A 698-nucleotide genomic window follows, 5' to 3' on the forward strand; every position below is an offset into this window, starting at 1 on the left:
CCTCTCAGGAGGGCAGCGCCAACGGCTGTCCCTGGCCCGCGCGTTGGCCGCCGACACCGCCGTCCTCGTCCTGCACGGCCCGGACGACACGGTCGCCCCCTGGGGCCCTTCACGCCGCCTCGCCCAGGCCCGCCCCGACCTCGTCACCCTGCACACGGTCCGGGGCGCCCCGCACGGCGCCATGTGGAACGCCGACCCGGCCGGCTACCAAGAGGCCCTCCGCCGCTTCCTCACCCCCCTGATGTAGCGATCTCCCCCAGCGATCTCCCCCAGCGGCCTCACGCAGCGGCCTCGTCCAGCGACCTGATCCACCTGATCTCCTGACGTGGCCCCCTCCCGGCCCCTCCTCGCCTCTGCCCGTCCGCTGCCGGGGCGTCCGTTCCACCCGGTCCCGAAGGTTCCGTTTAACTCCGTACCACCTGCCCGTTCACGCCCCGGGAGTGCCCGCGGGGACCGGTGCGCAGGCCACCGCTGTGGCCCCCTGCGGCATTCCGTTTGGGTTTTCGGACCGTCAACCGGAAGACTGCCCCCGTGACGTCCCGTATCCCGCGCGACTCCAGGCTCCGACTCGTCCGCCCGCGAACCCTGGCCGCCGCCCCCCGAGCGATGACCCAGAGGCCCACGCGCCGACCCGCACCCCGCCCGCGTCGAGCACGGGCAGTGCCCCGGCCTCGGCGGCGGTACGGATCCGGCCGAGC

1 pseudogene is annotated in these 698 nt (G+C 74.6%); it reads left to right on the forward strand.

Annotated elements, in window-relative coordinates:
* Positions 1-247, forward strand: a pseudogene (locus O3Q52_RS53805) (hypothetical protein); the annotation flags it as partial.
* Between the last annotated feature and the right edge of the window lie 451 nt (positions 248-698).

It is taken from the genome of Streptomyces sp. ActVer, from assembly GCF_027270795.1.
In the GTDB taxonomy this organism is placed as follows: Bacteria; Actinomycetota; Actinomycetes; order Streptomycetales; family Streptomycetaceae; genus Streptomyces; species Streptomyces umbrinus_A.